Here is a 25843-nt window from a genome sequence, read left to right as displayed (position 1 = left end):
AATCGGCTAAACTGCGTACGCATACGTTGGTAGCTTGTTACAGCTGCTGCCACTCCATCGTAGATTCAGGGAATGTGTTATGAAAACGTTAGGCGAATTCATCGTCGAGAAGCAACACGACTTTCCTCACGCCACAGGTGAACTGACGGCGCTGATTTCCTCCATCAAGCTGGGCGCAAAAATCATCCACCGCGACATCAACAAAGCGGGTCTGGTGGATATTCTTGGTGCCAGCGGCGTAGAGAACGTGCAGGGTGAGCAGCAGATGAAGCTGGATCTGTTCGCTAACGAAAAGCTGAAAGCGGCACTGAAGGCGCGCGGTGTGGTCGCGGGGATTGCTTCCGAAGAAGAAGATGAGTTTGTCATCTTTGAAGGTTCGGAGAACGGTAAGTACGTAGTATTGATGGACCCGCTGGATGGTTCCTCGAACATCGACGTTAACGTTTCCGTCGGCACCATTTTCTCGATTTATCATCGTATTAGTGAGCCAGGCACGCCAATCACTGAAGCCGATTTCATGCAACCGGGCCACAAGCAGGTTGCCGCAGGTTACGTGGTGTACGGTTCCTCAACCATGATGGTGTACACCACCGGCGTGGGCGTTCATGCCTTCACTTACGATCCGTCGCTCGGTGTGTTCTGCCTGAGCCACGAACGCATGACCTTCCCGGAAAAAGGCTACACCTACTCAATCAACGAAGGGAACTACATCCGCTTCCCGCAGGGCGTGAAAAAGTATCTGAAGTTCTGCCAGGAAGAAGATGTTTCAACGAAGCGCCCTTACACCTCACGCTACATCGGTTCACTGGTGGCGGATTTCCACCGCAACCTGCTGAAAGGCGGCATTTATCTCTATCCCAGCACCGCCAGCCACCCGAAAGGCAAGCTGCGCCTGCTGTATGAGTGCAACCCGATGGCCTTCCTCGCCGAACAGGCCGGCGGTAAAGCCAGCGACGGTAAAAACCGTATCCTCGATATTCAGCCGGAAACGCTGCACCAGCGCTGCCCGTTCTTCTGCGGTAATGATGCGATGGTCGACGACGTGGAACGCTTCATGCGTGAGTTCCCGGACGAACATCAGGCGTAAGTAAGCGGGCATTTAAAATGCCTGCGTGTGAAGCCTGTCAGTCAATGATTTTCGGTCGCCATTAATGGCGACCCTACAGGTTGATGGCACGGTTTATGTTGGGTGCGCATTTATGCGCACCGCGTAAATTACCGCGTTATCTTCTCCCGCGTCGCCATCCATCAGGGCGAACACAGGCAACGTTACCGGTCATCCCTGACCACATCATAACTATGCCGCCTGCACGCGGAACTGTGCCATAGATGCCTGCAACTGCTGCGACTGCGCTTCCAGCGACTGCGTAGCGGCACTGGCCTGCTCCACCAGCGCGGCGTTTTGCTGCGCGGCTTCATCCATCTGCGTCACCGCCTGATTGACCTGCTCAATGCCGCGGCTCTGCTCTTCCGAGGCGATGGAGATCTCTTTCATTAGCGCGGTCACCCGCATCACTTCACTGGAGATCTCATCCATGGTTTCGCCGGCGCGCGTGGCCATGTCGCTGCCCTCTTTGACCCGCGTCTGTGATTCGCTGATCAACTCACGAATCTCTTTGGCGGCGCTGGCGCTGCGCCCGGCCAGGGTGCGCACTTCGTTGGCAACCACGGCAAAACCGCGCCCCTGCTCACCGGCACGCGCCGCTTCCACCGAGGCGTTGAGCGCCAGGATGTTGGTCTGGAACGCAATGCCGTCGATCACGCTGAGAATATCGGCGATCCGATCGGAACTGTGGGTGATCTCACGCATCTTCTCCATCACGTAGCACACCACTTCCGCGCCGCGGTCGGCGGTATCGGACACGCTACTGGCCAGCTGGTTGGCCTGCTGCGCGTTGCTGGCGTTAAGCCGGACGGTGGCCGTGAGCTGCTCCATGCTGGCGGCAGTCTGCTCCAGCGAGGCCGCCGACTCTTCCGTGCGCTGCGACAGATGCACCGTGCCCGCGGACAGCTCGCGGCTGCCGACGTCAATCTGCAGGCTGGCTTCACGCACCTGGCTGACCGAGTTGCGCAGCGCCAGCTGCATTCCCGTCAGCGCCTGGTTCAGACGGCCGATTTCGTTATTGGCCGCAGCCGGCAGCGGCTGCGACAGATCGCCGGCTGCAATCTGCTCCAGATGCTGGATCGCCCCGTCCAGCGGACGCAGCAGCGCGCGGCGCAGCAGCAGCCAGGCCAGCGCAATCAGCACCAGGGTCAGCGCGACGGCGACGCCAATCATGATCTTCATCTGCAGTTCATTGTGTGCCGCTGCCGCCAGACGTGCGGCAGAGACTTCGTCGGCATATAAGCTGAAGTCGTTCACTGCCTTGGAATAGTTAGCCGCCAGCTGCGACAGGTTGCCTTCCAGCACCTGGTAATACTCATCGGTATACTGCTTTTGCAGCGCATCCATCATGGGTGCCATGGCACCTTTCTGATACGCGCTGAACGCGGCCGCGACCGCATCAGCGAGGCTTTTGCCCTGCGCGGTGACGGTACCGGCATCAATAAACGCGGTGAGATGGCGTTGCGAGCTGGCGACATCCGCCTGCGCCTGTTTGGTAACGGTCGCGCCCTCGTCCAGCAGGCCGATTTCGATTTTGCGCACCGCCAGCGCGGCGCTGGCGCGGGCACGCATCAGATCGGCGTTGCTCTGATACAGGCTGTTGAGTTCAATGCCCTGAATACGGTTGATGGCGTCAAGTGACTGGTTGCCGGAATTGATGGCGTAGATGCCCATACCGCTCACTGCCAGCAGCAGCAGCGTCATAAAGGCCAAAAGAGAGAGTAAAGCCGTGCGTATAGATAGCTGTGTGATCATGATAATTCCCGTGCGCTTTAAAAAAGGGAGAATCCAGTAGCCCTAAAACGGAGAGATTATCGGCAGTGACCGGGGGAAACTTTATCCTTCATTGATGGTCAACCTGATTACGATCATCTACGCTTCAGATTTCCTGAAGTTCGTAGCGCTAAAAGCAAGGAATGTAACGATGAAAAAATGGCTTCCGCTCGCCTGTCTGTTCGCGTCCAGCGTGGCAATGGCACAGCAAAACCCTATCGATCAGCAGCTCAATCAATGCCTGAATAAAGAGTCCAGCACCGCCGGCATGTCGCAGTGCTACAGCACGGCCAATAAGGCGTGGGACAAAGAGATGAATGCGCAATATAGTCAGCTGATGAAGAAATTAACCGGTGAGCCCAAAGACAAACTGCGCAATGCGCAGCGCGCCTGGCTGGCCTACCGTGATAGCTGGACCGATGCCAGCCGCAGCTATTTCCTCAGCAGTCAGGGCTCCATGGCGGCGCTGTCAGTGGGCGCGCAGGGCGTCAGTCTGGTGCGCAACCAGGCGCTGATGCTGCAATCAATCAACAAAGGCAGTTGCGCCAATCCCGATGATTGTTGATAAATGGGGGCGTTAAACACGCTTAGCGCTGGCCACGGTCAGCGCGCCCATTATTCACGGAGAAACCATGGCTGCCTACGCCTCGACCCTCATTCTTATCTGCCTCGCCATCCTGAGCTACTTCGTCCACAACAGCGCCGTTACCATTTCGATTCTCATCCTGCTGGTGATTAAGCTCACGCCGCTGGCACAGTTCTTTCCCTACGTCGAAAAGCAAGGCATCCAGATTGGTATCATTATTCTCACCGTGGCCGTCATGGCACCGCTGGCAAGCGGCACGCTGCCGGCCTCGTCGCTGCTGAAATCCTTTGCTAACTGGCAATCCATTGTGGCGATTATCGTTGGCGTATTTGTTGCCTGGCTCGGCGGTCGCGGCGTCAGTTTAATGAGCGTGCAGCCGTCGGTGATTGGCGGGTTGCTGATTGGCACGGTGATTGGTGTGGCGTTCTTTCGCGGCGTGCCGGTCGGGCCGCTAATCGCCGCAGGGATTGTGTCGCTGTTTGTCACCACGAAGTAGCCTGCTGGACCATTCCGAAACGCCAAAAAGGGGGCATACTTTCAGAGTCAGTTGGCTATAATAGCCGTCACTCAACTTACGACTAATGAAGGAAAGCCAGATGAGTTTGAACCAGGTGCCTGCAGGTAAAGATCTGCCAGAAGATATCTATGTCGTCATCGAGATCCCGGCCAACGCCGATCCGATCAAATATGAAGTGGACAAAGAGTCTGGCGCCCTGTTTGTAGACCGTTTCATGTCTACCGCCATGTTCTATCCGTGCAACTACGGTTACATCAACCACACGCTGTCTCTGGATGGTGACCCGGTTGACGTACTGGTGCCAACCCCGTATCCGCTGCAGCCAGGTTCAGTGATCCGCTGCCGTCCAGTGGGCGTGCTGAAGATGACCGACGAATCAGGTGAAGATGCCAAACTGGTAGCGGTTCCGCACACCAAGCTGAGCAAAGAGTACGATCACATTAAAGATGTGAACGACCTGCCAGAACTGCTGAAAGCGCAGATCACCCACTTCTTCGAGCACTACAAAGATCTGGAAAAAGGCAAATGGGTGAAGGTTGACGGCTGGGACAACGCGGAAGCGGCTAAAGCTGAAATCATCTCCTCTTTCGAGCGCGCACAGAAGAAGTAAGTTTTCTGTCAGCGCTGTCGCATCGCTATATACGGCGATCGGCAGATAAAAAAACACCGCCCACTGGGCGGTGTTTTTATTTACGCTTCTGCGGCGTCATCGCGCCGTAACCAGTCGCCACTCGCGATGCGGGTGCGACCGGCAATCGAACGCTGATACACGTACAGCCAGGCGCTGCCGTAGGGCGTCTGGATCAGCTGGCGCTTATACTCGCCGTTCTTGCTGCGCAAGGCATCCAGCTCGCCGAGGGTACTGGCGTCGATGCGATACACTTCGCAGTACACCGTGCCGTCCCCCTCAACCACGCCCGGATAGTGACCGAGATTGTAGAGCGCAAACCCTTCAATCTGATGGTCGCCGAGCCATTGCGCATTGGTCATCCAATGACTATTTCCCTGTTTGCGCCGTAAACTGCCGTAGACAATTATTCGCATTGCTAAAACTCAAACTGATAGAGCAAATCCAGTGCCTGATCGAGACCCGACACGGCTTCCAAATAGAGTTTGGGCATCAGGCGATAACGCAAAGTGAGCGTCGCCAGTGAATCAAATATGCCAACACCGTATTTTACCTGCAGACCCGGCAGCACATAACCACTCACCTGCACCTGCTGGCTGTCGCCGACACCGGTGGTATCAAGCGCAAGGTTACTGACGCCGAAGGTCTCGCCGATTTTACCCATAACCTGACCACTTTGTGCAACCCCCAGTCCAACCAGCGCCGAGGTTAAGGCGTTGCTGTCGCCATCGCTGCTGAGTCCCTGACCGCGTAACAGGTAAGACAGCGCCTCCTGCTGCGACATCGCCGGATCGGAGAAGACCTCCACCTTCGGCTCGTCGGCCAGCCCGGTGACGCGCAGACCGGCTGTCACATCATCCTCGGTGGCTTCCGGGTTACGAATCGCCTCCAGGTTGACGTACGGCTGATCCGGCGGACCGGCGAACTGCAGCTCGCCTTTACGCACAATCAGATCCTGACCATACGCGTGGAAACGGCCGGAAGGAATATTGATTTGTCCGTTTAAGCCCAGGCCGGTTTTATCCTGCACCAGTTTGAGATCGCCGTTGAGGCGCGCTTTCAGGCCAAAGGCCGAGAGGCGCACATCGTTGCCGACATGGATCACCAGATTGCTGTTGATTGGGATTGCGGCGGTTTTCGGCTGAATCGGCTTGAGGTTCTCATCCAGCATCACCTCATCCGACGACACGCCGGTAGCGCTCTCCGGCACTTCCTGCACCGTGATGCGCGCCCACGGAATATCAACCTTGCCGTCAAGGTTGAACGCCGCCGGTGTGGCTTCAAACGCCAGGTCCGGCGAAACGTCCATCCGCACCATCGGCGGAACGGTAACGCGAATACGGCTGCCCTGCGCAGTAACGCGCGCGCGCCAGTTATCCAGCTGGCTCCAGTCCGCGTTGCCGCCCAGATTGAGATTACCCTGCTGCGTCTGGATCAGGCCGTTGAGCGTGGAACTCATGCCGTTAAACACCAGGTTGAGATTGGCCGAGGTGAGATCAACCGGCATAAAGCTGCCATCCACATCAACATCGCTCAGCCCCAGCTGACCAAAGATCTGCGGCTGCTGCAGCGTACCGCCGAGGCGCAGATTGCTGTTGAGGTTGCCTTTGATCTTCTCGCCCTGCATCAGCGCCGGGTTGAGCATCGCCAGTGAAATGTTGCTGATGCCGATGTTGCCTGACAGCTGGCGGCGATTCTCCGGATCGGCGATTTGCACGTTGCCGCTCAGCTGACCGTTATTCACGATGTGAATCAGCCAGTCGAGCTGCGCGCGTCCATTACGCAGCGCCGCATTCAGGTTGAGCGTATCGAAGGCGATCGGCAGGTTATTCCCCTGCACATCCTGCACCACTTTTACGCCGTTTCCTTTAAGCGACACCGTGCCGGTCGGCAGCGCGCCGTCGGCGGTCCAGTTCACGCGCGCATCACCGCTGAATACGCCGTTCAGCTGGGTGGCATCAGTAAGGAACGGCTTGATCATCGCCAGATCGAAGCGGTTCAGCACCACGTGCGCATGGCCGCTGGCTCCGGCCTCGATCGGCTCCGGCACGCACAGCTGCGCGTTGGGGTTTTGCCAGCAGTGCGGCCCGATGGTGGCGCTCTGTTTGCTGTTCAGGTAGTCAATCGTCATCGCGCGCGTCAGGCGCCATTCGCCCACCGGCGTGTCAAAACGCGTATTGTTGAGATTGCCCTGCCAGCGCTGCGTCTGGCGGTCAAAGCTGCCGTTGAGCGCCAGCTGGCCGGAGACCGGCTCGCCCTGCACGTTGAGTTTCAGCTGATGCTGCTTCTCGTTACCGTCGGCGTTGAGCGTCAGCAGGCCGATCTTAAGCGCGTCCTGCTGCAGCTGCTCCACGCGCAACTGCAGTTTACCGGCGACCTGGTCGCTGGATTTCACATCGCTCTGCAGCGTGACACGGCGGATCTGCAACTGCTGCCAGCGCAGGCCGCTGGCGGTAAGATCGGCCAGCAGCTGGGGCGCCTGCAGCGTACCGCGCGCCTTGATGGTGCCTTTGGCTACGCCGCCGAGGCCCGGCAGCGCATTATCCAGATGCGGCGCATCGACACTGGCATCCAGATTTAGCGCGTCGCCCAGTTCGCCCTTCACGTCGAGATGGTTGCGCCCCAGCGCGATGTCAATGCCGGGGATTTTCCACTGATTGTAACTGTTGCCGGTCAGCGAGCCTTCGGCGCTCACCGCGTTCTGTTTCACATTGCCCTTCAGCGCCAGCTGCGGCACGCTGAGCTGCCAGCTACCGCCGTACAGGCTACCTCGCGTGGTGATTTTACCGTCGAGCTTCGCCGGCCAGTCAGGATACTGTTTAGCGGTATTGATGCCCGCCAGCGTCAGTTCGCTGCGCCAGCTGATGGCTTTGCTCCAGTCCACCAGCGCGCTAAGGTCAATGTTGCCCTGCAGCGCCGCCACACGCAGTTTATCCAGACTGAACTGCTGCACGTTGCCTTTACCGTCCAGCGTAATGGTGGCCGGCGGCACCGCTTCGCCCTTCACCGCAGTGCGCAGCGACATCACGTAGTCGGTGGCTTTGCCGCTGAACTGGTAGTCGAGATTATCCGCCTGATACTGCACCGGACCGGTCAGCGGCCAGCGCAGCTGCGGGCTGGTGAGTTTGAGCGACAGCGGCAGACCGGCGACCGCCGGCTGTGCGGCGGCGTCCAGCTGGGCACGCACCGGCCCCGAGAGATTCAGGCCCAGCTTCAGCTCGTCGCGCATTGCCCCGGCGAGGTTCAGTTTGATCTTCTCGCCTTTAATCGGATCGAGATTCAGCGAGCCGTTGAGCACAAAATTGACCGGCCAGTTATCCGCCAGCCGGGCATCGCCGCTGGCGTTGATCTGTCCCTGCGGCGAGTCGACGTCAAAGGTCTCCAGCTGCACATGCCGGTCGGTAGTTTTGGCCTTCAGCAGCAGACGCGTAATCGCCACATCCGTATCGCCGGTGATGCGCAACTGCTCACCCAACAGCTGCTGCACATTGATATCGAGCGGCAGCTGGAAATCCGGCAGTGCCGGCAGCAGCGGCTCGGCAAACATCGCCTGCAGCGTTTCGCCCAGCGGTTTTTCATCCGGCTGCGGCTGCTGTACTTTAGGCTGCACCACCTGTTCGTCCGCCACTTTCGCCGCCTTCGGCAGCGCGATTAGCAGGCTCTGGATATGGGTGGGATTGAGCGTCAGCGCGCGATCCTGCCACTGCAGGCCGCTGGTGAAATCGAGCAGCGAAATGGCGGTGTCATCGACTTTAACGTTGATGTTATGCAGGCTGACCCGGCTCAGGGTAATCGGGTATGGCGTGCTGAGATTGCTGCTGCCGCTCTCCTCTTCCGGCGGCGGCGCACTGGCGGGAGTCATTTTTTTGCTGTCGACCACCACGCTGACATCCTGCAGCGCGATATCGTTCACGCACACCGAGGAGTGCAGCAGGCAGTTGAGGTTGAGCGCCAGATGGAAGCGCCCGGCATCCACGCTGACGCCCGGCATCTGGTATTTCACGCCGCTCAGCGTCAGATCGCGCCAGCCGCCTTCCACCTTGTTAATCGACAGGCCCGGTACCCAGCGATCGGCACCTTTAAACACCAGATGCAATCCGGGCGTAGTGCCCACCAGAAACGCCACGCTGGCCAACAGCACCAGCAGGAAAATACCGATACCGATCAGGACCTTTTTCCACAGCTTCATAGTTCAGGCCCCAGTCCTACATAAAATTGCAATCCATGCTCCTTGTCGTCACCAATCGGGCGCGCGATATCAAACTTGATCGGCCCTACCGGAGAAGACCAGCGCACGCCGAAGCCTGCACCGGTTTTAACGTTACTCTGCTTGATGTCGTTGACCGCTTCACCGGAGTCGACGAATACCGCACCCCACCATTTGCCGGAGACGTTGTACTGATACTCAAGCGAGCCGGTGGCCAGCTTTGAGGCACCGGTGAGTTTGCCTTCGTCGTCGCGCGGCGAGATATCTTTGTATTTGTAACCGCGAATGCTGCGGTCACCGCCGGCGAAGAAGCGCAGATCGGGCGGCACTTTTTCAAAGTCGTTGGTTTCAATCCAGCCAAGGTTACCGCGCGCCACAAAGCGATGCTTCTCGCCCAGCGTGCGGATCCACACGTTCTGCGCCTGCAGGATCAGGAAGTCGACGTCCGAGCCCCAGGTGGTGTCCGACACGTCTACCGAGTAGCGCTGTGAATCGCCCCAGGTCGGCATCAGGCCGCCGCGCGAACGGGTGCGGTTCAGGCTGACGCCCGGATAGAGCAGCATGGTGGTGTTGGTGACGCTGCCCTGAGTAAAGTGGTCGAGACTCCAGCGCAGGTTAACCGCGCGCTGCCAGCCGGAGCTGCTGTCCCAGTTACGCGACATCGCCAGCGTGGTGGTGTCCGATTTGGTGTCGTTGAGATCGGTGCGTTTCAGGCCGCCGGAGAAGGTGTAGTACTGCTCCAGCGGACTTTTCAGCAGCGGCACTTTATAGCTGAGATCAAGCTGCTGCTCCGGCGCGGAGATATAGGCGCTGGAGGTCAGGCTGTGGCCGCTGTCGTTGATCCACGGCTTTTTCCACGTGCCTTTCAGCCGCGGTCCGACGTCCGTCGAGTAACCGACACCGGCTTCGATGGTGTTCTCCACGCGCGGCGACACGGCGGCGCTGAGCGGCAGCACTTTGGTCTGGCGCCCTTTATCGAACTCCGGTGCCACGACGACAGAATTAAACCAGCCGGTGGCGGAGAGGCGACGATTGAGTTCGGCCAGATCGCGTGAGCTGTAGGGATCGCCCTTTTTGAACGGCACCAGGTTGCGCAGATAGGCTTCATTGATTTGCGAGCCTTCAAAGCTGACATCGCCGAAGCGATAGCGCGGGCCGCTGTCGTAGTCGATATCCCAGAACGCTAAGCGCCGTTCGACCGAGACACCAAGCTGGCTCTGCTTAAAGTCACCGTCGAAGTAACCATTACGCAGCGCCAGGCTGGAGAAGCCGTTTTTGAATTTATCGTAGTCGCCGTGATTAAGCTGGCTGCCGACTTTCGGCCTGCCCTGCTTCACCCACGCCTGATAATCAGGATCGTCTTTTGCGGCGCCTTCCACCACGATGGTGCTGCCGCCAATCTTCACCGGCTCACCGGCGGTGACGCGGGCAATCAGCACCGGACGGCCACCCTGCGGCGGTGCCGGGCGTGATTCAAAGTCGATCTGCGGCTCGTAATAGCCCAGCGCGCGCAGGCCTTCTTTGATCGCGGCAGCCACGCGCGCCTGGAAACGGCCGTCGTTCGACACCTCGTCACTGCCGATAGTGGACAAGCGCGCCCTGACGTTTTTCTGTAACTCCCCGGTCAGGCCTTCCAGCTGCAGTCGCACTTTGGCTGCCTCAACAGCAGGTGCGGCAAGCAGCAGGCTGGCCAAGCAATAAGCATGAAATCGCGGCACGCGTACTCCTGTTAATAATGCCTGCCCCTATTCCGCAGGGGCGTTAACTCTGGTGGAAAGGGTATCACCACACCTTGCATACCCATCAGCATAGCCGCTCTTTTTTGCGAGCGGCTGCGTAAAAACGGCCGCTAAGCCAAATCGACTGCTATTGTCGGTAAATGTGCGTACCGATACAACAACGAAGCCGCGCTTCTGCGCACCGCCAGCCGCCACTCGGATTAATCCGAGCCGGCCAATCACGCCGCTGGCGGCAGCAATAGCGCTGCTGCTATAATCAGCGACCAGCAGGCCTCGCCTGCACGCATTTCTGCCCCGACGTTAACGTGACTTTGTCGAACTGGCGCAGACATTTTTGGCACGGATAGCCCTGTTTGACGGGTAAGTACCGGATGTACGCCTCTTCGCGCTGCCCAGGCCAAAAATGACAAGTGATTAACCCAACGGATCTTTTATGCTTGATAGCCTGCTTGTCATTCTTTTACTGATCGTAATCAGTTCATTTTTTTCTCTGTCGGAGATCTCGCTGGCGGCTGCCCGCAAGATCAAACTGAAACTGCTGGCCGATGAAGGCAACATCAACGCGCAGCGCGTGCTGAAGATGCAGGAACAGCCGGGCATGTTCTTCACCGTGGTACAGATTGGCCTCAACGCCGTCGCGATTCTCGGCGGTATCGTCGGCGATGCGGCGTTTTCGCCCGCCTTCAGCAGCCTGTTCAACCGCTTTATGGAGCCGGAACTGGCGGATCAGCTCAGCTTTATCTGCTCCTTCACCATCGTCACCAGCCTGTTTATTCTGTTTGCCGACCTGACGCCAAAACGCGTCGGCATGATCGCGCCGGAAGCCATCGCGCTGCGCATCATCAATCCGATGCGCTTCTGCCTGCTGGTTTTCCGCCCGCTGGTATGGCTGTTCAATGGCCTGGCCAACGTGTTCTTTCGCATCTTTAAGCTGCCGATGGTGCGTAAAGATGACATCACCTCGGATGATATTTACGCGGTGGTAGAAGCGGGCGCGCTGGCCGGCGTGCTGCGCAAGCAGGAGCACGAGCTGATTGAGAATGTGTTTGAGCTGGAATCACGCACCGTGCCTTCGTCCATGACCTCGCGTGAAAATATCGTGTGGTTCGATCTGCACGAAGACGAAACCAGCCTGAAAACCAAAATCGCGCAACACCCGCATTCGAAGTTTCTGGTGTGCGACGGCGATATCGACCATATCGTTGGTTACGTTGATTCCAAAGAGCTGCTGCTGCGCGTGCTGGGCAACCAGAGCATGACGCTCAACAGCGGCGTGCAGATTCGTTCGGCGCTGATTGTGCCGGATACGCTGACGCTGTCAGAGGCGCTGGAGAGTTTTAAAACCGCTGGCGAAGACTTCGCGGTGATCATGAACGAATATGCGCTGGTGGTCGGGATTATCACGCTTAACGACGTGATGACCACGCTGATGGGCGATCTGGTCGGTCAGGGGCTGGAAGAGCAGATTGTGGCGCGTGACGAGAATTCCTGGCTGGTGGAAGGCGGTACGCCGATTGATGACGTGATGCGCGTGCTGGATATCGACGAGTTCCCGCAGTCCGGCAACTACGAGACCATCGGCGGCTTTATGATGTATATGCTGCGTAAGATCCCCAAACGCACCGATTTCGTCAAATTCTCCGGCTACAAATTTGAGGTGGTGGATATCGACAGCTACCGCATCGACCAGCTGCTGGTGACGCGCATTGACGATCGCCCGCCGGTGCTGAATGTGTCGAAGAGTACGCTGGATGAGTCTGAAGGGCCTGCCGCGTAGCAGTGATTGTGCGGTTACAGAAAGATTCAGGGCGCCAGCGGCGCCCTTTCTTTTGCTTAGTTGTACTCGGCTTGCAGCCGCAGCACCTGGCGGTTGATTTCTGACATCACGCTAAGGTGCTGTTTATCCTTGACGCGCGGCAACATGACTTTGCCTTTGTCGAACTCAAACGCGCCAACATCCTTGATGTACAACCTTCCTTTAAATAGCGTCTTTACATATTTCGCAATTTGCAGCGGATTATAGCGCTGGAAGATCTTCATGCTGTTTAACTCCTGAACAGATGTAATACGCTTCGCCGTTGCCAAATTCGGTACGAGCCCTTGAAGCGCAAATGAGGCATAACTATAGAACATGATTCCTTGCCGATGTTCCGAAAAAATGGATTTTTTACTGAATTGACACATCATTACAGAGAACTCTGTCATAACGATCACAAAATCCAGTATAAACCTTCATTGGTTAAGGAATTGTGGCATGGGTTACAAAGCTGCTATCTCATCGCGACAGGCGCATCATCCACGCCTAATATTGCAAAAACATGAATAACTGGTCGGATCACTAAGGAGCATTACCATGCGTTTGGCACATTCCGTGATAGCCCTGGCGCTGCTGCTGCCCAGCCTTGCCTCAGCCCACGCGTTTAAGGTTGGCGAGCGCGTACCGGCAGTCGGCGTTAATGACAAAGGAGAACTGCTGTATCAGCAGGAGAAGTTTCGCTACCAGCCATGGAATAGCGCCCAGCTGAGTGGCAAAGTGCGGGTCATCCTGCACATTGCCGGACGCTCGTCAGCCAAAGAACAGAACGCCGCGCTGATTGAAGCCATCAAAGCCGCCCAGCTGCCGCACGACCGCTATCAAACCACCACGGTGGTGAATACCGATGATGCCATTCCCGGCACCGGGATGTTTGTGCGCAGCAGCATTGAGAGCAATAAACAGCAGTATCCGTGGTCGCAGTTTATTGTCGACAGCAACGGCAACGCGCGCAAGGCGTGGCAGCTGGAGAAAGGCGGTTCGGCAATAGTGATTCTGGATAACACCGGCCATGTGCGTTACGCCAAAGACGGTCCGCTGACGCAGGATGAAGTGCAGCAGGCGATGAAACTGATCCATCAGCTGCTGCAGGCGTGATCGCGCCACAGCGGGTGGCGCGCACAGCGTATCAGAACAGCGAGACGCGGAAGCCCGGATTCAGGAACGACTCGCGCGGCGCGTAGTCGAGGGTTTTGCCCTGCCAGTCATGCACGTGCGCGCCAGCGGCAATGGCCACCGCATGGCCGGCACCGGTATCCCAGATATTGGTTGGCCCGAAGCGCGGATAGAGCTGCGCCTTGCCCTCTGCCACCAGGCAGAACTTGAGCGAGGAGCCGATAGCGGTGGTCTGATGCTCGCCCAGCTGGGTCAGATACTCTTTCAGCTCTTCGTCTTTGTCGGCGTGCGAACGGCTCACTACCACCAGCAGCGGTCGCGCTTCACGTACGTGGATCTGCGTGGTGTGGCCGCCCTCTTCTTTCCACGCTTTGCCTTCGGCCGCAGAATACATCACCCCCAGCGCCGGCGCGTACACCACGCCCAGCACCGGCTTGCCGTGCTCAATCAGCGCAATATTGACCGTGAACTCGCCGTTACGCTTGATGAACTCTTTGGTGCCGTCGAGCGGATCGACCAGCCAGTATTGCTGCCAGTGCTGACGCACATCCCAGCCGGGTGGATCCTCTTCCGACAGCACCGGCACGTCAGGCGTCAGCGCCGCTAAGCCCTGCACGATAACCTGATGTGCAGCCAGATCGGCCGCCGTGACCGGTGAATCATCCGATTTACGCGTCACGTCCAGCGGTTGTGCGCCATCGTAGACCTGCATAATGGCATCGCCCGCGCTGCGCGCCAGCTGGCAAATTTTATCTAACATTGTTCACCTCATTTCGGCTGATGCTGCCGCTGAACCCCGGCAGCCCGTCTCCAGATATTTTAGCAGGTGCGCTGTGACAGCCGCAGCTACGCGTATTCGCTTTGATTATCAATATCATAGTTCGGTCGTGGCGGCTATGGCGCAATGCTGAATGGCGGGCACTCCGTCAGCTTGCGCAGAAAACAGGCAAAATCCCGAGCCCCATCACAAATTGAAATGATAATTCGTCATGGTTTTACATTATTTTGAGAGGCCCATTAAAGCGAACAAGGAGCAAGCCATGTTCAAAGCGAGCATGTCGTTACTGGCACTGTGCGTTGCAGCCGCCACGGTACAGGCTGCCACGGTGGATTTACGCATTCTGGAAACCACCGATCTGCACAGCAACATGATGGATTTCGATTACTACAAAGACACGCCGACCGAAAAGTTTGGTCTGGTGCGCACCGCCACGCTCATCCAGCAGGCGCGCGGCGAAGTAGCAAACAGCGTGCTGGTGGATAACGGCGACATTATTCAGGGCAGCCCGCTGGGCGATTACATGGCGGCCAAAGGCCTGCAGCCGGGTGAAATCCATCCGGTGTATAAAGCCCTTAATACGCTGGATTACGCGGTAGGCAATCTCGGCAACCACGAATTTAACTACGGCCTGCCCTATCTGCAGCAGGCGATTGCCGGGGCACGTTTTCCCTACATCAATGCCAACGTTATCGATGAAACCAGTGGTAAAGCGCTGTTTACTCCCTATTTAATTAAAGAAACCACGGTAAAAGACCGCGACGGCAAGCCGCATACGCTGAAAATCGGCTATATCGGCTTCGTACCACCGCAGATTATGGTGTGGGATCGCAACAATCTGCAGGGCAAAGTGCGCGTTGATGACATCACCGAGACAGCGAAGCGCTATGTGCCGGAAATGCGCGCAAAAGGTGCTGAAATAATCATCGCTATTCCGCACTCCGGTCTGAGCAGTGAGCCGTACCATGCCATGGCGGAAAACTCGGTGTATTACCTCAGTCAGGTGCCAGGTATCAATGCCATTATGTTCGGCCATGCGCACGCGGTGTTTCCCGGCAAAGAGTTTGCGGCGATTAAAGGCGCGGATATCGCTCAGGGCACGCTTAACGGCGTACCGGCGGTGATGCCCGGCATGTGGGGCGATCATCTCGGCGTGGTTGACCTGGTGCTGAAAAATGACGGCGGCAACTGGCAGGTGACCCAGGGTAAAGCCGAAGCGCGGCCAGTTTACGATGCGGTGGCGAAAAAATCGCTGGCGGCGGAAGATGCCGATCTGGTGAAAGTGCTGGCCGACGATCATCGCGCCACGCGTGAATTTGTAGCAAAACCGATCGGCAAGTCGGCGGATGTGATGTACAGCTACCTGTCGCTGGTGCAGGACGATCCCACCGTGCAGATCGTCAATAATGCGCAGCGTGCTTACGTCGAACGCTTCATTCAGGGTGATCCCGATCTGGGCCGCTTACCGGTGCTCTCGGCAGCGGCACCGTTTAAAGCCGGCGGCCGTAAGAACGATCCGGCCAGCTACGTTGAAGTGGAAAAAGGCGATCTCACCTTCCGTAATGCCGCCGATCTCTATCTCTACCCGAATACGCTGGTGGTGATGAAAGTCAGCGGCGCGCAGGTGAAAGAGTGGCTGGAGTGCTCGGCAGCGCAGTTTAATCAGATCGACGTGCATCGTCGTCAGCCGCAGTCGCTGATCAACTGGGATTTCCGCACCTACAATTTTGATGTGATCGACGGCGTGCAGTATCAGATCGATGTGACGCAACCGGCGCGCTACGACGCCGAGTGCCAGCTGATTAACCCGGCGGCATCACGTATTCGGGATCTGCGCTGGCAGGGCAAACCGATCGACCCCAAAGCGACCTTCCTCGTTGCCACCAATAATTACCGTGCCTGGGGTGGCAAATTTGCCGGTACCGGCGAGCAGTATGTCGCGTTTGCTTCGCCGGATGAGAACCGCTCGGTGGTGGCCGCCTACATCAGCAGCGAAACCCGCACCCACGGCGCGGTGCAGCCACAGGCCGATCACAACTGGCGGCTGGCACCGATCACCAGCGCAACGCCACTGGATATTCGCTTTGAGACCGCGCCGGGCGCAAAAGCCACGCAGTTTATTGAGAAGTATGCTGATTATCCGATGAAAGCCGTCGGCAGTGATGAAACGGGCTTTGCAATCTGGCAGGTGGATTTACAGAAGCAGGCAGAGAAGAAGTAGTGACAGGGGCGCCAGACACGGCGCCCGCTGTTTATTACAGGATTTCCAGCAGCTCGACTTCGAAAATCAGGGTGCTGAATGGTGGGATAGAGGCACCCGCGCCGCGCTCGCCGTAAGCGAGATTGTGCGGAATGGCCAGCTCCCACTTCGAACCAACCGGCATCAGGGTCAGCGCTTCAATCCAGCCGGCAATCACGCCGCTGACCGGGAATTCAGCCGGTTCGCCACGGGCAACGGAGCTATCAAACACGGTGCCGTCAATCAGCTTACCGGTGTAGTGCACGCGTACGCGATCCTGACGTGATGGGATCGGACCATCGCCCTGGGTGATGACGCTGAACTGCAGGCCGGATTCGGTGCTGCTCACGCCTTCACGCTGTGCATTCTGCTCAAGGAACTGCTGACCTTCGGCCGCCATGGCTTCGACGCGCTCACGACGTACGCCTTCGGCACGCTCGTGGACTTCACGCAGCGCACGGTGTACCACGTCAACCGGAACTGCCGGTGAGTTCCCTTCCAGCGCGTCGCGCAGGCCCGCAAGCAGCGCTTCTGGCTGCAGACCCTGCAGTCCAGACTCTTGCAGCTGCTGACCAACCTGTAAACCGATACCGTAACTTGCTTGTGATTCGACGCTGTCAAATGAAGGGGTCGTCATCTTGTTTCCTTAATCCCGGAGAAAATAGAACCGGCAGCATAACAGCGCAGGCGGCTGGCGTAAAATCTCGCGCGCCGCGGATGACATTTCCCGGGGAAAGAGAAACAATATGCAGGTCAAATTTTTCAATGCTGGCAGGCACTTCGCGCCCGCTTTGCCCATACTATAGAACAAGAGAGCATCCATGGGCCAAATCGCCCCACGACGTCGCAGGACGCGCGCACCGCGTACCTTATTTTCCCGGTTGCAACGCTGGCTGCCTGACAGGCGCGTCACGACCGCCAGCGAGGAGGAGGAAAGAATGGCTTCTGAAACCCCGTCGCGTATACCCGCTGTGCTGCAGCGCATCTGGCATCTGCTGGATAACGTACGCTGGATGGATCCGCTGCCGCCGCTGCACCGACGCGGTATCGTTATTGCCCTGCTGGTGATGCTGCTGGCGTTTCTCTGGCCTGCCAGCACGCCGCAGTATCCGGTGGAACGTCCGGCGGAGAGCAGCGGCAAAGAGGTGCCGATGCAGGCGGAAATCTACGATAACAATGCGCAGCCGCCGCAGAATACGACGCCGAAGAGTGATGCCCAGGGCGAATGGCACAGCTATACCGTGGCCTCGGGCCAGACGCTGGCACAGCTGTTCCGTGACAACAATCTGCCGGTCAATGATGTGTTTGCCATGGCGCGGGTGGAAGGCGATGGGCAGCCGCTGAGCGCGCTGCAGAGTGGTCAGCAGGTGAAGATTCGTCAGAACGCGCAGGGCGTGGTGACCGGCTTAACGGTCGAGAGCAGTAACGGACCGGTGCTGTTTACCCGCCAGCCGGACGGCAGTTTTATCCGCGCACAGTAAGCGACAGAAACAAAAACGCCGGCACAAGGCCGGCGCTTTCAAACTAAGTAAAAAATTACTCAGCTACTACATTCACAACCAGTTTCGCGAATACTTCGCTGTGAACCTGGAAGTCAACTTCGTGCTCACCGGTGGTGCGCAGAACGCCGTTTGGCAGGCGAACTTCGCTCTTCGCCACTTCAACGCCAGCTGCAGTAACTGCATCAGCGATGTCGCGGGTACCGATGGAACCGAACAGTTTACCTTCGTCGCCTGCTTTAGACGCGAGAGTAACGGTGCCCAGTGCATTGATTTTCTCTGCACGTGCGTTAGCAGCAGCCAGAACGTCAGCCAGTTTGGCTTCCAGTTCAGCGCGGCGCGCTTCGAAGAACTCAACGTTTTTCTTTGTAGCAGGAACAGCTTTACCCTGTGGAACCAGGAAGTTACGAGCGTAGCCCGCTTTAACGTTAACCTGATCACCCAGGCTGCCCAGGTTTGCTACTTTATCAAGCAGAATAACTTGCATTACCTTATCCTCTTAAAGTCGTTAATGGACAGTTGCCGATTACTGATGACGATCAGTGTACGGCAGCAGAGACAGGTAACGCGCGCGCTTGATAGCACGAGCCAGCTGACGCTGGTATTTTGCACGAGTACCGGTGATACGGCTTGGAACAATCTTGCCGCTTTCAGTGATGTAGTTTTTCAGCGTTGCGATATCTTTATAATCGATCTCTTGAACGCCTTCCGCGGTGAAACGGCAGAACTTGCGACGACGGAAATAACGTGCCATTTGGCTAGTCTCCAGAATCTATCAATTCAATCTGCTCGGCATGTAACACAAGTTTGCTCTGGCCATTGCGTGCCTGATGGCAGCTAATAAAACCTTCGAGTGTGAGTTGCGTGCCGACCGTTATATGTTGAGTAATCGCCTGATGGGCGCTGCCGCTGATAATCACCGGCATCTGACACCAGGCTTGCCGGTGAAACCCGGCTTCCTCCTGCACAGAACGATGCTCAAGCACGAACTGGCAGTGAGGAATCCCTGACGGACTGACTTTTCGAACTGGCGTCTTGCACACGGTGCCAGACAGGCGCAGCCGATTGGCCGTCATCGTGGATTACTCTTCAGAATCCCCAGCATCTGAGTCTTCTGCCGATTCGTTAGCGAAGTCTTCGCGGCGCTCACGACGCTCGTCTTTCGCTTTAACCATCGGAGAAGCTTCAGTTACCGCGTGCTTAACGCGCATAACCATGCTGCGGATAACGGCGTCGTTGAAGCGGAAGTTAGTTTCCAGCTCGTCGATCACTTCCTGCGGTGCTTCTACGTTCAGCAGAACGTAGTGTGCTTTGTGCAGTTTGTTGATCGGGTAAGCCAGCTGACGGCGACCCCAGTCTTCCAGACGGTGGATCGTGCCCTGTGCACCAGTGATAGCACCAGTGTAACGCTCGATCATGCCCGGAACCTGCTCGCTCTGGTCAGGATGGACCATAAATACGATTTCGTAATGACGCATCGATAGCTCCTTACGGATTATTCAGCCTCCTGTCAGGGTCAGCTGCGGCCCACGGAAGCAAGGAACGTTATAGGTTGCGAATCACCCAAAAGATGAAACACACCTCTGAATGCAGCTGAAAAATTGACGCGTAATCATACTGACCTCGCCGGGGAAACTCAAGCGCACAATTCATCAAATTGTCGCTGTCGTGCCAGGCGGGGACACCTTTTGTGCTAAGGATTGAGATTCAGCAGGTTAGTCAGAGATTGTTCAAAATCCCTGAACGAGGCGTTCAGCACGACGATCTGGCGTCGTACTGGTGAAGAACTAAACTCTCTACAGGCGCAACGGTTTGGCTTAATCAGCGCGCCTGAGAGTGAAATCCCTGGAGTGAGGAGTCGATTATGAAAGCTGTCATTATCGCCACTTTACTGGGTCTCTTCCTGTCTACCCCCGCTCTTGCCAGCTCCGCTGACCAGGCGCTGCAGATGAGAAGTAACAGCAGCAAAGCGGCTTCAGGCTATGTCTACGTTAACCGGCTGGATGCGCCAGGCGGTAACCCGGTCAGCGCGAACACCAGCGCCGCCGACCGCTTGTCGTCACAACTGTAGTCCGGCCTGTTATCCCGGGCTGGCGTGTCCGCACCGCCAGCCCGTTCCGTTTACAAATGATGTTTAAAGAAACTGACCAGCGCGGTGAGCGCTGGCGGCGTGATTTTGTGCCCGATCTGCTTTTCCGCCAGAAAGGTGAGCCGGCTGTCGAGCTGCGCCTCGCGCAACGCCTTCTCCAGCCGTACCGTTTCGGCAAACGGTACGACTTCATCCGCTTCACCGTGCCATAACAGCAGCGGTCGGTTAGCCAGCTGCGCCAGCTGCTGACAGGGATCGTAGGCCGCCAGCGGGGCCAGCCGCGCCTGTAACGCCGCTTTTTGCTCTGGCGTGTGCGCCACCAGCGGCGGGAACAGCGTCTGACTGAGCTGCATGAAGTAGCCGGAGCCCATCAGACAGGCAACGCTGTGCAGATGTGGATAGCGCGCCATCGCGCCCAGCGCGGTCATGCCGCCCATTGAGGCGCCGGCAATGGCGAAACGCTCATCTGCCACCCAATCGTTGTCGCGCAGCACCGCTTCCAGCAGCGGCACTTCATCGATGTTCTGGCGCAAAATCTCCCAGAAGTGCGTCATGCGCGCGTCGGTATCACCGTTGTAGCGCGCGCCGTGCATCTCTGCATCCGGCATCACCACGCGGAAACCGGCCTGCGCCAGCGCCACGGCAAAGTAGCTGTACACCTCTTTCGACGAGGTAAATCCGTGATAAAACAGGATGGTGGGTAAGCGCGCCAGCCGCTGTCCGGCCGGTGCCGCGTGAATACACTCAATGCCCGCCAGGTTCTCCGTTGCCAACTCAATCATACCGTCTCCGTTGAGAATGATTATCACTGGTCTCAGTGTACGTGCTGCCGGCCAAAACGCGAGCCACATCACATTTATTTCGATTAATTTCTGCCCTAAACATTTGCCGCATTTTGCCGTTGATCCTGTACCCCTCCAGTTATTTATTAAAGGTACTTTATGAAGCGTCTCTCTCTCAGCGCCATGAGTCTCGGAATTAAGCTGTCTGTATTGACGTCTTTCAGTGTGGCAATCGTGCTGTTTGCCCTGACGTTAACGCTCAGCCATAACGCCGCGCGCCAGCTGGAGCAGCTGGCTGTCGACGATATGCAAAACCAGGTGCTCGGCATTAATGAAATGGCCACGATGTTTAACGCGACCTTATCGGAAGAAGTGGCGAACTATACCCGGCTGTTTCAGAGCTTTTTACCCAAGCGATTCAGCCGTGACGACAGCTCACGCATTCAGGTGGGATCGTTCAGCACGCCGACGCTGCGTGCCGGGCTGAAAACCCTCAACCTCGATCAGATCGCCGTGGACGATTTTCTCGATCGTACCGGTGCAGTCTCCACCATTTTTGTGCGCGACGGCGAGGATTACATTCGCATCGCGACCTCACTGAAGAAAGAGGATGGCAGCCGCGCGGTGGGCACCCAGCTTGATCGCAGCAGCGCGGCGTGGCGCAGCGTGAATAAGGGCGAAGTGTATCGCGGCCTGGCGACGCTGTTCGGCCATCGCTATATCACCCAATACCAGCCGGTGCAGGACGACAGCGGCGCAGTGATCGCCATTCTGTTTGTTGGCGTGCAGATTGATAAACAGTACGCGCTGATGCGGGAGAAAGTGCTGGCGCGACGTCTCGGCGACAGCGGCAGCTTCTTCGTGCTGAACGGCACGCCGGGCAGCGCACAGGGCCAGTATCTGTTTGCCCGTCAGTCCGAAGGCAAGCTGCCGGACTGGGATCGCAGCGTACAGCAGCAGATCCTGACGCAGCCGCACGGCCTGCTGGAGATCGCGCATCAGGGCGAAACCCGCCTGCTGGCATGGCAGCAACTGCCGGGCTGGAACTGGATTATCGCCGGTGAAGTCAGCCGCGCCAGCCTGCTGGCACCTATCACCCACAGCCGCAATCTGTTCATGCTGATTGGCCTGGCGCTGGTGCTCGCCTTTGCCATTGGCTTTGTGCTGTATAGCCGGCGCGCCATTACCCGGCCGCTGCAGCAGGTGATCCATCTGGCCGAGCAGTATGCGGCGGGTAATCTGCAGGCGCACCTCGACTCAGCGCGCCGCGACGAGATCGGCCAGCTGGTGAGCGCGATTAACGGCATTGGTGACGGCCTGGAGAAAGTGGTAGGCCAGGTACGCGCCGCCGCGCGTGAGATCAGCGACGGCACCGACACCATTGCGGCCAGCAGTTCCAGCATCAGCGAGCAGATTGGCCGCCAGGCGAGCAGCGTCGAAGAGACCTCGGCCAGCATGGAGCAGTTTGGCGCAACCGTGGCGCAAACCGCCGCTAACGTGCGTCAGGCGATGGCGCTGGTCGGTGAAGCCGCCAGCACCGTCAGCCAGGGTGGCAGCACCGTGGCGCGCTCGGTAGAGACAATGGCGGAGATTCGCATTGCCTCGCAGAGCATCGCCGACATTACCCACGTGATCGAGTCGATTGCCTTCCAGACCAATATTCTGGCGCTCAACGCTGCGGTTGAGGCGGCGCGCGCCGGTGAGCACGGCAAAGGCTTCGCGGTCGTCGCTGCGGAAGTGCGTGCGCTGGCGCAGCGCAGCGCCAATGCGGCGAAGGAGATTGACGGGCTGATTGCCAGTTCGATCGACAAAGTGGCCGCCGGCCATGCGCTCTCGGAACAAACGCGTGACGCCATGAGCCATATTGTCAGCCATATCGAACAGGTCAAAACCCTGATGGGGGAAATCAATATCGCCGCCCAGGAACAGGCTGCGGGCATTGGTCAGGTCAATCTGGCGATGAACCACATCAGCCATGCGACCCATCAGAGCAGCGATATGATTAACCAGTCCGAGCACACGGCGCAGCACCTGAGTCAGAAAGGCCACCATCTGACCCAGCTGGTGAGTATTTTCCGTCTCAACGACTGATGAGCACGGGCAGATGGCTTACACTTGAGTCATCTGCCTGTTTTCCGGAGCCACCATGCGTACGCTTATTCTGCTGCTGGGCCTGCTGCTGAGCGGCTGTGCCGCACTGCACACCACGCCACAACCCCCGCCAGCGCCCACCACTCAGGCGCAGGAGATCACTCGCGCGCAAAGCTATGGCCTGCCGAAGCTTGGCACCGTCAGCGCCCATTCACGCGGCTCGCCGGATGATGTGCAGCGTGCAATCGCTGCACGCGCCAATCAGAGCGGTGCGGTTTACTATCAGATCCTGATGGTCGATGAGACCACCATGCCTGGCTTCTGGTATGCCACCGCCATTCTGTACGGCGCGCCCTCAGGCGGCAGTAGCACGCTGCAGTAAGCGTGCGCTCAGATCATCACTCAGCGCCTGTGCCGGGCGCGAGGAGAGATAACGCGCGCACCAGCTGTCCGCCAGCGGCGGTTCTGCCGCTTTCAGCAGCACCGCGGCGCTCGCCAGCCGAATCAGCATGTCGCTAACCTGCCGTCCCTGCTCTTCGCGCAGGTTGCCGAGCTGCAGCCGCAGCTGACGCCAGCAGCGATCGAAGTGGCGATTGCTGCCCTTCACCGCATCAAACTCATCCTGCAGCATGCTAAGCACTTCTGCATGCCGTCCCAGTACACGCAGCACATCCAGGCACATCACGTTACCCGAGCCCTCCCAGATGCTGTTCACCGGCATCTCGCGATACAGGCGCGGCAGTTCACTCTCTTCGCAGTAGCCAATGCCGCCCAGCACCTCCATGGCTTCAGCCACAAACGGCATACCGGCTTTGCAGATCACGAACTTGGCCGCCGGGGTGAACAGGCGTGCATACAGCCGTTCATGCGCGCTGGCCGGCGTTGACCAGGCGCGCGCCAGACGCAGCAGCAGTGCGGTTTGTCCCTCCAGCTGCAGTGCCTGCTGCGCCAGCACCGCACGCATCAGCGGCTGATCGCTAAGGCTTTTGCCCATCACCTGACGCTGACCGGCGTGATGCAGCGCAATCGCCAGCGCGCGTCGCATCTGGCCATGGCTGCCGAGCGCGCAGTCAAAGCGCGTCATGCCGCCCATTTTCAGGATCAGCCGCACGCCATCGCCCTCCTCACCCAGCAACCAGCCGAAGGCATCCTGAAACTCTACTTCGGCGCTGGCATTGGCGCGGTTGCCCAGCTTGTCTTTCAGGCGTTCAAGACGAATGGCGTTGCGCGTGCCGTCCGGCAGCAGGCGCGGCAGAAAGAAGCAGCTCAGCCCGGCGGCGGTCTGCGCCAGGATCAGGTGCGCGTCGCTTTGCGGCACCGAGAAGAACCACTTGTGGCCGGTGATGCGCCAGGGTTCGCCCGGCGCACGCGTGCCAGGCGGTTCGGCGCGTGTGGTGTTGCTCAACACATCGGTGCCGCCCTGCTTCTCCGTCATGCCCATGCCAATCAGCAGGCCGCGCTTCTGGCTGCCGGGCAGATGATGCGCATCATACCGATCGCTCAGCAGCCGATCGTGCCAGTCGGCGTAGGGAGCGGGCAGATGGGTTTGCAGCAGCGGGATCGCGGCGTGAGTCATGGTTACCGGGCAGAGTGAACCGGCTTCCACCTGCGCATGCAGAATGAAACGCGCCGCGCGTGCCACCATGGCGCTGCCCTGCACGTCAGGCTGCCAGCTCAGGTTATGTAACCGGCTGGCGCACACGCCCTGCATCAGCAGATGCCAGGCAGGATGGAAGCGCACCTCGTCGAGCCGCTCACCGCGCGCGTCGTAACGCAGCAGCTCCGGCGGCTGTGCATTGGCCAGGCGACCTAATTCCAGTGACTCCGCGCTGCCGAGCTGCAGGCCAACGGACGCCAGCCATTCGCGGTCCCAGCCGGCCCCTTCACGCACCACCGCCTCGCACAGCGCGCTGTCGCCGGTGAAGAGATTGCTGTTGCTGAGCGGAGATGGTTGATTGAATACGCTGTGAGTGGTCCAGGCCATGGCACTCTCCTCTCCTGTTGCCCGTACTGATGTGGCTATAAGTATGGAGAGGATGTGCAGTTATGCCTGGTACAGCTGAGGTTTTGCGGCGGCGATCACGCCTGGCGCTGACGCACCGCTTCGAACAGACAAACGCCGGTGGCCACCGAAACGTTGAGGGAAGAGACGCTGCCGGCCATCGGGATGCTGATCAGCTCATCGCAGTGTTCGCGCGTCAGGCGGCGCATGCCTTCTCCTTCCGCACCCATCACCAGCGCCATCGCGCCGGTCATTTTGCTCTGATACAGCGTGTGGTCTGCTTCACCGGCCGTGCCGACGATCCAGACGTTGTACTCCTGCAGCAGACGCATGGTGCGCGCCAGATTGGTGACGCGAATCAGCGGCACGTTTTCCGCCGCCCCGCTGGCGACTTTTTTCGCCGTGGCGTTGAGCGGTGCCGAACGGTCTTTCGGCACGATCACCGCATGCACACCGGCCGCATCGGCGCTGCGCAGGCAGGCACCCAGGTTATGCGGATCGGTGACGCCATCCAGAATCAGCAGGAACGGCTGATCCAGTGAAGCCAGCAGATCCGGCAGATCGCCTTCCTGATAGTTTTTACCCGGCTTAACGCGCGCCACGATACCCTGGTGCACGCCGCCTTCGACCTGGCCGTCGAGCCACTGGCGGTTGGCCAGCTGAATCACAATTCCCTGAGCTTCCAGTGCGGCGATCAGCGGCTGCAGGCGGCGGTCATCGCGGCCTTTAAGGATAAAGACTTCCTGAAAACGCTGGGGATCACGCTCCAGCAGCGCCTGCACGGCGTGAATGCCAAAAATTATTTCACTCATTACTTTGCTCAAGGTTGGATGTATATCGTTGAATACAGTACATTAATCAGGCTGCGCGTTGGGGCGC

The 25843-nt window shown here is 58.3% G+C and carries 25 protein-coding genes; 11 read left to right on the top strand and 14 right to left on the bottom strand.

Annotated features, from left to right (window positions below; genetic code table 11):
* Nucleotides 1-79 precede the first annotated feature (79 nt).
* Nucleotides 80-1087 (top strand): class 1 fructose-bisphosphatase, encoded by a 1008-nt coding sequence (gene fbp, locus K7H94_RS02095; protein WP_021509731.1) that lies wholly within the window; start codon nt 80-82, stop codon nt 1085-1087.
* Nucleotides 1088-1297: 210 nt separating this feature from the next.
* On the opposite strand, the gene K7H94_RS02090 is transcribed toward fbp, so the two are convergent.
* Nucleotides 1298-2857 (bottom strand): methyl-accepting chemotaxis protein, encoded by a 1560-nt coding sequence (locus tag K7H94_RS02090; RefSeq protein ID WP_222952007.1) that lies wholly within the window; start codon nt 2855-2857, stop codon nt 1298-1300.
* A gap of 172 nt (nt 2858-3029) precedes the next feature.
* On the opposite strand from K7H94_RS02090, the gene K7H94_RS02085 reads away from it, so the two are divergent.
* From K7H94_RS02085 to ppa, 3 genes are all read left to right on the top strand, one after another.
* Nucleotides 3030-3443: a lysozyme inhibitor LprI family protein gene (locus tag K7H94_RS02085; RefSeq protein ID WP_021509735.1), complete on the top strand. Its 414-nt coding sequence runs from the start codon at nt 3030-3032 to the stop codon at nt 3441-3443.
* 67 nt (nt 3444-3510) lie between these two features.
* A complete protein-coding gene (locus K7H94_RS02080) occupies nt 3511-3960 on the top strand; it encodes a DUF441 domain-containing protein (protein ID WP_021509736.1) in 450 nt (149 codons plus the stop codon).
* Between the two features lie 100 nt (nt 3961-4060).
* Nucleotides 4061-4591 (top strand): inorganic diphosphatase, encoded by a 531-nt coding sequence (gene ppa / locus K7H94_RS02075; RefSeq protein ID WP_021509737.1) that lies wholly within the window; start codon nt 4061-4063, stop codon nt 4589-4591.
* 80 nt (nt 4592-4671) lie between these two features.
* Here the strand turns inward: ppa and K7H94_RS02070 are convergent, their stop codons facing one another.
* From K7H94_RS02070 to tamA, 3 genes are read right to left on the bottom strand one after another with little or no spacing between them, the layout of a single operon-like run.
* Nucleotides 4672-5025, bottom strand: a complete 354-nt coding sequence (locus K7H94_RS02070; protein ID WP_031280151.1) for a gamma-glutamylcyclotransferase family protein — start codon at nt 5023-5025, stop codon at nt 4672-4674.
* A 2-nt stretch (nt 5026-5027) separates the two neighbouring features.
* On the bottom strand, nt 5028-8798 hold the full coding sequence (gene tamB / locus K7H94_RS02065; protein WP_222951564.1) for an autotransporter assembly complex protein TamB: 3771 nt from the start codon (nt 8796-8798) through the stop codon (nt 5028-5030).
* Nucleotides 8795-10534 carry an autotransporter assembly complex protein TamA gene (gene tamA, locus K7H94_RS02060; protein WP_031280152.1) on the bottom strand — a complete coding sequence of 580 codons (1740 nt, stop codon included), beginning with the start codon at nt 10532-10534 and terminating at the stop codon, nt 8795-8797. Before tamA ends, tamB begins: the two co-directional genes overlap by 4 nt.
* 454 nt (nt 10535-10988) lie before the next feature.
* Between tamA and paeA the strand changes: the two genes are divergently transcribed.
* Nucleotides 10989-12332 carry a polyamine export protein PaeA gene (paeA, locus tag K7H94_RS02055; protein WP_021509741.1) on the top strand — a complete coding sequence of 448 codons (1344 nt, stop codon included), beginning with the start codon at nt 10989-10991 and terminating at the stop codon, nt 12330-12332.
* Between the two features lie 56 nt (nt 12333-12388).
* On the opposite strand, the gene K7H94_RS02050 is transcribed toward paeA, so the two are convergent.
* Nucleotides 12389-12595 carry a DUF1107 domain-containing protein gene (locus K7H94_RS02050; protein WP_031280153.1) on the bottom strand — a complete coding sequence of 69 codons (207 nt, stop codon included), beginning with the start codon at nt 12593-12595 and terminating at the stop codon, nt 12389-12391.
* Nucleotides 12596-12908: 313 nt separating this feature from the next.
* Between K7H94_RS02050 and K7H94_RS02045 the strand changes: the two genes are divergently transcribed.
* Complete coding sequence (locus K7H94_RS02045) at nt 12909-13466, top strand: YtfJ family protein (protein WP_021509743.1); 558 nt, start codon at nt 12909-12911, stop codon at nt 13464-13466.
* A 31-nt stretch (nt 13467-13497) separates the two neighbouring features.
* Here K7H94_RS02045 and cysQ read toward each other — a convergent pair whose 3' ends face one another.
* Nucleotides 13498-14244: a 3'(2'),5'-bisphosphate nucleotidase CysQ gene (gene cysQ / locus K7H94_RS02040; RefSeq protein ID WP_021509744.1), complete on the bottom strand. Its 747-nt coding sequence runs from the start codon at nt 14242-14244 to the stop codon at nt 13498-13500.
* Nucleotides 14245-14524: 280 nt separating this feature from the next.
* Between cysQ and K7H94_RS02035 the strand changes: the two genes are divergently transcribed.
* A complete protein-coding gene (locus K7H94_RS02035; protein ID WP_222951563.1) occupies nt 14525-16483 on the top strand; it encodes a bifunctional 2',3'-cyclic-nucleotide 2'-phosphodiesterase/3'-nucleotidase in 1959 nt (652 codons plus the stop codon).
* 34 nt (nt 16484-16517) lie between these two features.
* Here K7H94_RS02035 and fklB read toward each other — a convergent pair whose 3' ends face one another.
* Nucleotides 16518-17138 (bottom strand): BamJ family beta-barrel-assembly machinery protein, encoded by a 621-nt coding sequence (fklB, locus tag K7H94_RS02030; RefSeq protein WP_021509746.1) that lies wholly within the window; start codon nt 17136-17138, stop codon nt 16518-16520.
* Nucleotides 17139-17322: 184 nt separating this feature from the next.
* Here fklB and K7H94_RS02025 point away from each other — a divergent pair, with 184 nt between their 5' ends.
* The gene (locus K7H94_RS02025) at nt 17323-17982 is read left to right on the top strand and encodes an OapA family protein (RefSeq protein ID WP_150360361.1); all 660 of its coding nucleotides are present in this window, start codon (nt 17323-17325) and stop codon (nt 17980-17982) included.
* A gap of 55 nt (nt 17983-18037) precedes the next feature.
* On the opposite strand, the gene rplI is transcribed toward K7H94_RS02025, so the two are convergent.
* Genes rplI through rpsF form a run of 4 tightly spaced genes read right to left on the bottom strand, consistent with a single transcriptional unit; the run spans nt 18038 to nt 19478 of the window.
* A complete protein-coding gene (rplI, locus tag K7H94_RS02020; protein WP_021509748.1) occupies nt 18038-18487 on the bottom strand; it encodes a 50S ribosomal protein L9 in 450 nt (149 codons plus the stop codon).
* Nucleotides 18488-18526: 39 nt separating this feature from the next.
* Nucleotides 18527-18754, bottom strand: coding sequence for a 30S ribosomal protein S18 (gene rpsR, locus K7H94_RS02015; protein WP_000135199.1), 228 nt, complete (start codon nt 18752-18754; stop codon nt 18527-18529).
* Between the two features lie 4 nt (nt 18755-18758).
* The gene (priB, locus tag K7H94_RS02010) at nt 18759-19076 is read right to left on the bottom strand and encodes a primosomal replication protein N (protein ID WP_031280155.1); all 318 of its coding nucleotides are present in this window, start codon (nt 19074-19076) and stop codon (nt 18759-18761) included.
* 6 nt (nt 19077-19082) lie between these two features.
* The gene (gene rpsF / locus K7H94_RS02005; RefSeq protein WP_021509750.1) at nt 19083-19478 is read right to left on the bottom strand and encodes a 30S ribosomal protein S6; all 396 of its coding nucleotides are present in this window, start codon (nt 19476-19478) and stop codon (nt 19083-19085) included.
* Between the two features lie 386 nt (nt 19479-19864).
* Here rpsF and K7H94_RS02000 point away from each other — a divergent pair, with 386 nt between their 5' ends.
* A complete protein-coding gene (locus tag K7H94_RS02000; RefSeq protein WP_021509751.1) occupies nt 19865-20071 on the top strand; it encodes a hypothetical protein in 207 nt (68 codons plus the stop codon).
* Between the two features lie 50 nt (nt 20072-20121).
* On the opposite strand, the gene yjfP is transcribed toward K7H94_RS02000, so the two are convergent.
* A complete protein-coding gene (yjfP, locus tag K7H94_RS01995; RefSeq protein WP_058759864.1) occupies nt 20122-20871 on the bottom strand; it encodes an esterase in 750 nt (249 codons plus the stop codon).
* A gap of 159 nt (nt 20872-21030) precedes the next feature.
* On the opposite strand from yjfP, the gene K7H94_RS01990 reads away from it, so the two are divergent.
* The gene (locus tag K7H94_RS01990; protein ID WP_058759865.1) at nt 21031-22962 is read left to right on the top strand and encodes a methyl-accepting chemotaxis protein; all 1932 of its coding nucleotides are present in this window, start codon (nt 21031-21033) and stop codon (nt 22960-22962) included.
* A 55-nt stretch (nt 22963-23017) separates the two neighbouring features.
* The gene (gene bsmA / locus K7H94_RS01985) at nt 23018-23344 is read left to right on the top strand and encodes a biofilm peroxide resistance protein BsmA (RefSeq protein WP_021509754.1); all 327 of its coding nucleotides are present in this window, start codon (nt 23018-23020) and stop codon (nt 23342-23344) included.
* Here bsmA and K7H94_RS01980 read toward each other — a convergent pair.
* Together K7H94_RS01980 and rlmB are read right to left on the bottom strand one after the other, a co-directional pair.
* Entirely contained in the window at nt 23318-24946 is a 1629-nt protein-coding gene (locus tag K7H94_RS01980) for an isovaleryl-CoA dehydrogenase (protein ID WP_088516108.1), read from the bottom strand. The two genes, bsmA and K7H94_RS01980, sit on opposite strands and share 27 nt — an antisense overlap.
* A gap of 95 nt (nt 24947-25041) precedes the next feature.
* The gene (rlmB, locus tag K7H94_RS01975) at nt 25042-25776 is read right to left on the bottom strand and encodes a 23S rRNA (guanosine(2251)-2'-O)-methyltransferase RlmB (protein ID WP_021509756.1); all 735 of its coding nucleotides are present in this window, start codon (nt 25774-25776) and stop codon (nt 25042-25044) included.
* Between the last annotated feature and the right edge of the window lie 67 nt (nt 25777-25843).

The sequence above is a fragment of the Pantoea dispersa genome (assembly GCF_019890955.1).
GTDB classification, from domain to species: domain Bacteria; phylum Pseudomonadota; class Gammaproteobacteria; order Enterobacterales; family Enterobacteriaceae; genus Pantoea; species Pantoea dispersa.
This window is presented reverse-complemented; position numbering and strand designations above follow the sequence as displayed.

What these genes read in the sequence shown, in the direction of transcription:
- K7H94_RS02000 (WP_021509751.1), top strand. Translation starts at nt 19,865, where the DNA reads ATGAAAGCTGTCATTATCGCCACTTTACTGGGTCTCTTCCTGTCTACC.
- K7H94_RS02085 (WP_021509735.1), top strand. Translation starts at nt 3,030, where the DNA reads ATGAAAAAATGGCTTCCGCTCGCCTGTCTGTTCGCGTCCAGCGTGGCA.
- cysQ (WP_021509744.1), bottom strand. Translation starts at nt 14,244, where the DNA reads ATGTTAGATAAAATTTGCCAGCTGGCGCGCAGCGCGGGCGATGCCATT.
- K7H94_RS02045 (WP_021509743.1), top strand. Translation starts at nt 12,909, where the DNA reads ATGCGTTTGGCACATTCCGTGATAGCCCTGGCGCTGCTGCTGCCCAGC.
- K7H94_RS02080 (WP_021509736.1), top strand. Translation starts at nt 3,511, where the DNA reads ATGGCTGCCTACGCCTCGACCCTCATTCTTATCTGCCTCGCCATCCTG.
- K7H94_RS02070 (WP_031280151.1), bottom strand. Translation starts at nt 5,025, where the DNA reads ATGCGAATAATTGTCTACGGCAGTTTACGGCGCAAACAGGGAAATAGT.
- rpsR (WP_000135199.1), bottom strand. Translation starts at nt 18,754, where the DNA reads ATGGCACGTTATTTCCGTCGTCGCAAGTTCTGCCGTTTCACCGCGGAA.
- tamB (WP_222951564.1), bottom strand. Translation starts at nt 8,798, where the DNA reads ATGAAGCTGTGGAAAAAGGTCCTGATCGGTATCGGTATTTTCCTGCTG.
- ppa (WP_021509737.1), top strand. Translation starts at nt 4,061, where the DNA reads ATGAGTTTGAACCAGGTGCCTGCAGGTAAAGATCTGCCAGAAGATATC.
- K7H94_RS02035 (WP_222951563.1), top strand. Translation starts at nt 14,525, where the DNA reads ATGTTCAAAGCGAGCATGTCGTTACTGGCACTGTGCGTTGCAGCCGCC.
- paeA (WP_021509741.1), top strand. Translation starts at nt 10,989, where the DNA reads ATGCTTGATAGCCTGCTTGTCATTCTTTTACTGATCGTAATCAGTTCA.
- rpsF (WP_021509750.1), bottom strand. Translation starts at nt 19,478, where the DNA reads ATGCGTCATTACGAAATCGTATTTATGGTCCATCCTGACCAGAGCGAG.
- K7H94_RS01980 (WP_088516108.1), bottom strand. Translation starts at nt 24,946, where the DNA reads ATGGCCTGGACCACTCACAGCGTATTCAATCAACCATCTCCGCTCAGC.
- yjfP (WP_058759864.1), bottom strand. Translation starts at nt 20,871, where the DNA reads ATGATTGAGTTGGCAACGGAGAACCTGGCGGGCATTGAGTGTATTCAC.
- K7H94_RS02050 (WP_031280153.1), bottom strand. Translation starts at nt 12,595, where the DNA reads ATGAAGATCTTCCAGCGCTATAATCCGCTGCAAATTGCGAAATATGTA.
- K7H94_RS01990 (WP_058759865.1), top strand. Translation starts at nt 21,031, where the DNA reads ATGAAGCGTCTCTCTCTCAGCGCCATGAGTCTCGGAATTAAGCTGTCT.
- rlmB (WP_021509756.1), bottom strand. Translation starts at nt 25,776, where the DNA reads ATGAGTGAAATAATTTTTGGCATTCACGCCGTGCAGGCGCTGCTGGAG.
- bsmA (WP_021509754.1), top strand. Translation starts at nt 23,018, where the DNA reads ATGCGTACGCTTATTCTGCTGCTGGGCCTGCTGCTGAGCGGCTGTGCC.
- K7H94_RS02025 (WP_150360361.1), top strand. Translation starts at nt 17,323, where the DNA reads ATGGGCCAAATCGCCCCACGACGTCGCAGGACGCGCGCACCGCGTACC.
- priB (WP_031280155.1), bottom strand. Translation starts at nt 19,076, where the DNA reads ATGACGGCCAATCGGCTGCGCCTGTCTGGCACCGTGTGCAAGACGCCA.
- fklB (WP_021509746.1), bottom strand. Translation starts at nt 17,138, where the DNA reads ATGACGACCCCTTCATTTGACAGCGTCGAATCACAAGCAAGTTACGGT.
- fbp (WP_021509731.1), top strand. Translation starts at nt 80, where the DNA reads ATGAAAACGTTAGGCGAATTCATCGTCGAGAAGCAACACGACTTTCCT.
- rplI (WP_021509748.1), bottom strand. Translation starts at nt 18,487, where the DNA reads ATGCAAGTTATTCTGCTTGATAAAGTAGCAAACCTGGGCAGCCTGGGT.